The sequence below is a fragment of the Streptomyces sp. P17 genome (assembly GCF_032436805.1).
Lineage (GTDB): Bacteria > Actinomycetota > Actinomycetes > Streptomycetales > Streptomycetaceae > Streptomyces.
Genome location: NZ_JAVRBF010001445.1, coordinates 1 through 238, shown reverse-complemented (window position 1 = coordinate 238; position 238 = coordinate 1). Strand labels below are relative to the sequence as shown.

The following is a 238-nucleotide window of genomic DNA, read 5'->3' as shown; positions in this document are numbered from 1 at the left end:
AACAGACACATCGGAACCAATGACGTTATTACGGGCTTCGATACGCAATGCATTATCGGACAGGGCATTCTTGACCCGTTCCAGATATGCACGAATTTCGTATTCCGTAACAGCTCCCTTGGGCTTGCTAGTTCCATCAATGGCACGTGCCATATTGGAGTTGAACTGTTCAGCAACTTCAGGGAATTCATTGATTTCTGCAAGCAGATCAAGAGGCGAATTCTTCATGAAGATGTCG

General features: G+C 45.8%; 1 protein-coding gene. It reads right to left on the bottom strand.

All coding sequences use genetic code 11. From position 1 onward, the window contains the following. Positions 1-238: hypothetical protein (locus tag RMT89_RS45290; RefSeq protein WP_315889577.1), on the bottom strand; the 238-nt coding region annotated here is incomplete at both ends.